Below are 5827 nucleotides of genomic sequence, written 5' to 3'. Positions count from 1 at the left end.
TCACAATTGTAGGACGCTAAGTTTTTACGGAAGTAGAGTTTTTTACCCACCATTTCAAACAAGTCTAGCTTAAATCCACCTCTTTCATCAGGTACATCCCGGCCACGGCATCCTGGCCGAAGAGTCGGGCAAGGAATACGGCGCCAAGGATTCGGAGTTCGTCTGGATCATCGACCCGCTGGACGGCACCACCAACTTCATCCACGGCTTTCCCGTCTATTGCATCAGCATCGCGCTGGCCGTGAAGGGCAAGGTCGAGCAGGCCGTGGTGTACGACCCCACCCGCAACGACCTCTTCACCGCCACCAAGGGCCGCGGCGCCTACCTGAACGAGCGCCGCATCCGCGTCTCCAAGCGCACCCAGCTCAAGGACTGCCTGATCTCCACCGGCTTCCCCTTCCGTCCGGGCGACAACTTCAAGAGCTACCTCAACATGATGGCCGACGTCATGCAGCGCACCGCTGGCCTGCGCCGCCCCGGCGCCGCCGCGCTGGACCTGGCCTATGTGGCCGCGGGCTTCACCGACGGCTTCTTTGAAACCGGCCTGTCGATCTGGGACGTGGCCGCCGGCTCGCTGCTGGTGACCGAAGCCGGTGGCCTGGTGGGCAACTTCACGGGCGAGGCCGACTTCCTGGAGCAGCGCGAATGCCTGGCCGGCAACCCGCGCATCTACGGCCAGCTGGTGCCCATCCTGGGCAAGTACAGCAAGTTCGCAAGCGCGGGCGACAAGGCGGCCGTGCGGCAGGCGGCGGCTGCCGATGCGCCTGAAGCCAACAACACTCAAGAGGCAGAGGGCGGTGCGGATTTAGCCGAATCGGTAGCGCCCCAAGCCGACGCAGGCAAGGGCGAAGACGCGCCGTTCTGATCATCGCAACGACCGCGCCCTGCGGTGAAGCCAGCGCACGATGGCCACTGGTGATATCTCGTAACTGGACTGAGCAGGGGGCGGGACTCCCACCAGGGCAGCCGCGCAAGGGCCGCCCCGCCGCGCTGGCTGCGTCCCCCTTCCCGAATTGCGCGGCAATTCGAGAGAAGGGGGAAGGCGCGAAGCGACTCAGGGGGATGAACTCTATCCAGGGTCTGGATACCTCTGCGCAATGCTGCGGAAGTCCTCCGCAATGTCCACAAACGCATCCACCATGTCCGGATCAAAGTGCGTGCCCTTGCCACGCACGATGGTGCTGCAGGCCTGGTCGTGTGAAAAAGCCGGCTTGTAGACCCGCTTGCTGATCAGCGCGTCGTACACGTCCGCCACCGCCATCAGGCGGGCCGACACGGGGATCTCGTCGCCCTTGAGCCCCTCGGGGTAGCCTGAGCCATCCCATTTTTCCTGGTGGCTGTAGGCAATTTCCTTGGACACACTTAGGAAGGCCACGCGCATGCCGAGGCGCCGTTCGGCCTCGTCGATGGCGTTGCGACCCAGCGTGGTGTGGGTCTTCATGATCTCGAACTCTTCCACCGTGAGCTTGCCCGGCTTGAGCAGGATGCTGTCGGGGATGCCGATCTTGCCGATGTCGTGCAGCGGAGCGGACTTGTACAGCAGCTCGATCATGCGGTCATTGAGCACCGGCTCAAAGCGCGGGTGGTGACGCAGCCGCTCGGCCAGCGTCTTCACATACAGCTGCGTGCGCCGGATGTGGTTGCCGGTTTCGTTGTCGCGCGTCTCGGCCAGCGAAGTCATGGCCATGATGGTCACGTCCTGAATGGCCTGCACTTCCAGCGTGCGCATGGCGACCTCGCGCTCCAGGTAGGAGCTCTTGTCGCGCAGGAAGTCAGCCGTGGCCTTGAGCGCCAGGTGGGTGTTGACCCGCGCCAGCAGTATGGGCGGGCTGATGGGCTTGGTGATGTAGTCCACGGCACCCAGCGCCAGGCCCATGCGTTCATCGTCGGGGTCGGAACGCGCCGTGAGAAAGATCACTGGAATATCGCGCGTGGAGGCCGCGGCCTTCAGGCGCCGGCAGACCTCGTAGCCATCCATCTCGGGCATCATGATGTCCAGCAGGATGAGGTCGGGCGGTGTGCCGGACTGCGCGATCTTCAGCGCCTTCTCGCCGTGGTTGGCCACCTTCACGAGAAAGTGCTCGCGCAGCAGCGTGCCCATGAGCGTGAGGTTGTCCGGGGTGTCATCCACCACGAGCACCGTGGCGATGGGCTTGTCGACCAGAGCGGCCTGTGGGAGGGCAAAGGGCGCGTTGTCCATGGGAGTTCCTCGGTTTTCCTGGGTATTCCTGGGTTTTCCTGGAGGCGGGACCGCTCAGAGGGGATGAACGGCGGAGTGTTCCGGGCCTGGCATGGCGGGCTCGTCTGGCTGTTCCGGCAGTACCGCCAGCGCCTGCTCAAAATCAAAATTCTGCGTGTGGGTCTCCAGCATCGCGAAGCTGCTGCCCAGCGCAGCCTGGAGCACTTGAGCGTGGCGCTGAAGGAACTCGGGGGCCGCAGGGTCGTCCTGCTCCAGCAGCGTGCGCAGCTGTTGCAGGGCCACCGCAGAGTCCTCCACCTGCGTGCCAGCCGCCGCGGAAGGGTTCAGGTCTGCCGGGCGCCCCGTTCGCGGCCCCAGCATCCACGCGTGCAATTGAGCCAGCAGTGGCTGCAGCGCGGCGTCCAGGCTGGCCATCAATGCGGCGGTGGTCTGCGGGGTTGCGCTGCTGCGCAGGGCTTGTTCCAGTGCCTGGGCGTGGGCCGAGATTTCCTGCGCACCGATGTTGGCGGCCACCGAGCGCAAGGTGTGCGCCAGCCGTTCGGCCAGTTCTCTGTCGACGTTGGCAGCGGCCTGCTCCAGGTCGGAAATCACCGACGACTGCCCTTGCACAAACCGCCGCAGCATCTCGGCATACAGGCCCGGCTTGCCCAGGGCGCGCTGCAGGCCCAGGCGGGTGTCCAGGCCTGCCACTGCGGGGAACGGCGCTGCCACTGCGGCGTCGGAGCCGGTTTGTCTGGCCTCTTCGCCGTCCGATGCCACGCCGGCGCCAGCATCCTCACTGCCGTCTGCTGCGCCGCTGGGCATGCCCGCCCCCGCCGGCTTGCCCAGCCCCGGCCGCGGCCGGATCCAGCGGCTCAGTGCGGCCCACAGCGCCGCCGGCTCAATGGGCTTGGCCACGTGGTCGTTCATGCCTGCCGCAAAGCAACGCTGGCGGTCGGCTTCCATGGCGTTGGCCGTCATGGCGACGATGGGGAGTTGCGCATGGCGAGGGTTGCTGCGCAGTTGCCGCGTGGCGGTTTCGCCATCCATCACAGGCATCTGCATGTCCATCAGCACCACGTCGTACTGCTTGCGCTCGATGCGGTCCAGGGCCTCCTGGCCGTTCTCGGCCACGTCCACCGAAAAACCCGCTTCGAGCAAGAGTTCGACGGCCACCATCTGGTTGAGCTCGTTGTCCTCCACCAGCAGCACCGACGCGCCCCGGATGGCCAGCGGCAGTTCATCGGCCGCGGGTGCGCTGGCGGCCGCGCGGGGTGGGCTGTAGATGGAGTGCGCACGCGGCTGCATCAGCGTGTCGAACAGCAGCGAGGCATTCACGGGCTTGATCAGCACGGTGTCGATGCCCTGGGCGCGTGCGGCACGCATCACGTCTTCCCGCCCGTAGGCCGTGACCATGAGCATCTTGGGCACCTGCGCCATGCCCAGGCCCCGGATGTGCCCCGCCAGTTCGATGCCATTCATTCCGGGCATGTGCCAGTCCAGCAGCAGCAGGCCGAACGGCTGGTGCTGCGCCATGGCCTCGCGCAAGCGGTCGAGTGCCTCCAGCCCCGAATGGGCCTGCTCCACCTGAAACCCCATGGCCAGCAGCATGTCGGACAGCACGGTGGCTGCCGTGTGGTTGTCGTCCACCACCAGCACCCGGCGACCCCGCAGGTCGGGGGGCGGCAGCAGCACGCGCGCAGGCGCGCCGCGTTCCAGCGGCAGCGTGACCCAGAAGGTGGAGCCCTGGCCGTAGGTGCTCTCCACGCCCACCTCGCCGCCCATAAGCTCCGCCAGGCTCTTGCAGATGGCCAGGCCCAGGCCGGTGCCGCCATAGCGGCGTGTGGTGGAGGTATCCGCTTGCTGGAAGCTCTGGAACAGCCGCCCCATCTGCTCGGTGGTGAGCCCGATGCCCGTGTCGCGCACTTCAAACCTGAGCGTCACCCTCTCGCCCGCTGCCTCCATGAGGCGCACGGCAATGGTGATCTCCCCGTGGTCCGTGAACTTGATGGCGTTGTTGGCGAAGTTGATGAGGATCTGGCCCAGGCGCAAGGAATCGCCCACCAGGTTGGGGGGCACATCCGGCCCTACGTCGCAGACCAGTTCCAGCCCCTTGGCGCCAGCCTTGTAGCTCACGACGTCGGACACGCTCTCCAGCATGCGGTCCAGCTCGAAAGGCTGCTGGTCCACCGTGAGCTTGCCTGCCTCGATCTTGGAAAAATCGAGGATGTCGTTGATCACGCCCAGCAGATGCTGGCCGGCCTGTTGGATCTTGCTCACGTAGTCGTGCTGCCGCGCCGTCAGGCCCGATTTGAGCGCCAGATGCGACATGCCGATGATTGCGTTCATCGGTGTGCGGATCTCATGGCTCATGTTGGCCAGGAAGCTCGACTTGAGCGCAGTGGACTCCTCGGCCAGTTCCTTGGCGCGGCGCAGCTCCTGCTCAGCGCGCTGGCGGTCCGTGATGTCGACAAAGGTGCCAATGGCGCCGCCTGGCGAACCGTCGGGGCGCGAGAAGCCGTGCAGCCAGAACAGCGTGTGGTGGATGTGGCCATCCGCATAGGGCAAATCGACTTCCTTGTGCACCGACTGCACCCCATGCAACGCTTCCCTGGCGTCCTGGGCAAAAAGGGCCCGCTGCGCTTCGGGGAGGAACGACAGGTCCAGGACGGTCTTTCCGATCAGGGCTTCGCGTTGCACTCCGAAAGCCTGCTCGTAAGCGCGGTTGAATCCGATGTAGCGGCCTTGGGCATCCTTGTAGAACAGCGGGACGGGGATGGCATCGACCAATGCCTGCTGGAAGCCCAGTTGCTCAGCCACACGGGCTTCGAGCAGCTTTTGCTCATGGATGTCCACGTTCACGCCCACTACCCGCACGGGCTTGCCTTGGCCATCCCGGAAGATCCGCGCCGCCGAGAGGAACCAGCGCACCTCCCCGTCCGGCCGCACGATGCGCCACGAATCGCGCAGATGCTCATCCTCTCCGGCCAGGGCCGCCGCAAACGTGGCGACGGCGCGGTCCCGGTCGTCGGGGTGGAGCAGCTCCTGCCAATCCTGCTGGGTGCGCGCTTGCGTTCCCGGCGCCAGCCCCAGCATCGCCACGAGCTTTTCGCTCCAGAGCACCTGCCCCGTGGGGAGGTCGATGTCGAACACACCGATCTTTCCTGCCTCCTGGGCCAGCTCCAGCCGGTCCTTGGCCTGCTGCACAGCCACCTCGGCACGCCGTTGCTCGCTGACGTCCTCGATCACCCACAGCGACGCATTGCGGAACCCCTCCATCTGCACGTTGCGCCCCGCCATGCGGGCTTCGAAGCGGGTCCCGTCCAGGCGGAACAGCGTGGTGACCTGCCGCACGGCGCCGCCAGCCGCCAGCACCGGCCCCACCTGGCCATGAAACTGCTGGGCGAGCTCTCCACCGCCCAGCAACACCCGCACGCCCAGGCCAAGCAGCTCCGAGGCCGTGCCTCGCATGAGCTCCACGAACGCGGGGTTGAACTGCCGGAACTTGCCATCGGCCACCAGTGCAATGGGCGGCGCGTTGTCAAAGATGGCCGTCTGCTGCTCCAGCAGTTCGTTGAGCAGCCGCTCGCGGCGCACCAGTTCTTCCTGGGCGGCAATGCGTGCCGAGATGTCTTCGTGCAAGCCCAC

At 65.9% G+C, this 5827-nt stretch carries 2 protein-coding genes and 1 pseudogene; 1 reads left to right on the top strand and 2 read right to left on the bottom strand.

What is annotated here, in order from left to right; all coding sequences use genetic code 11:
* Positions 1-94: 94 nt before the first annotated feature.
* Positions 95-865 (top strand): annotated as a pseudogene (locus tag MRY84_RS03185) (inositol monophosphatase family protein); the annotation flags it as partial.
* Between the two features lie 204 nt (positions 866-1069).
* Here the strand turns inward: MRY84_RS03185 and MRY84_RS03180 are convergent.
* Both MRY84_RS03180 and MRY84_RS03175 read right to left on the bottom strand, forming a co-directional pair.
* A complete protein-coding gene (locus MRY84_RS03180) occupies positions 1070-2200 on the bottom strand; it encodes a two-component system response regulator (protein WP_291504309.1) in 1131 nt (376 codons plus the stop codon).
* 54 nt (positions 2201-2254) lie between these two features.
* Positions 2255-5827 (bottom strand): response regulator (locus tag MRY84_RS03175; protein ID WP_291504308.1); only part of this gene is annotated, 3573 nt, incomplete at its 5' end.

The organism is Acidovorax sp. (assembly GCF_022763525.1).
In the GTDB taxonomy this organism is placed as follows: domain Bacteria; phylum Pseudomonadota; class Gammaproteobacteria; order Burkholderiales; family Burkholderiaceae_C; genus Acidovorax.
This window is presented reverse-complemented; position numbering and strand designations above follow the sequence as displayed.

Excerpts from the sequence above, each read along its gene's own strand:
- MRY84_RS03180 (WP_291504309.1), bottom strand. The coding sequence starts at position 2,200 with ATGGACAACGCGCCCTTTGCCCTCCCACAGGCCGCTCTGGTCGACAAG.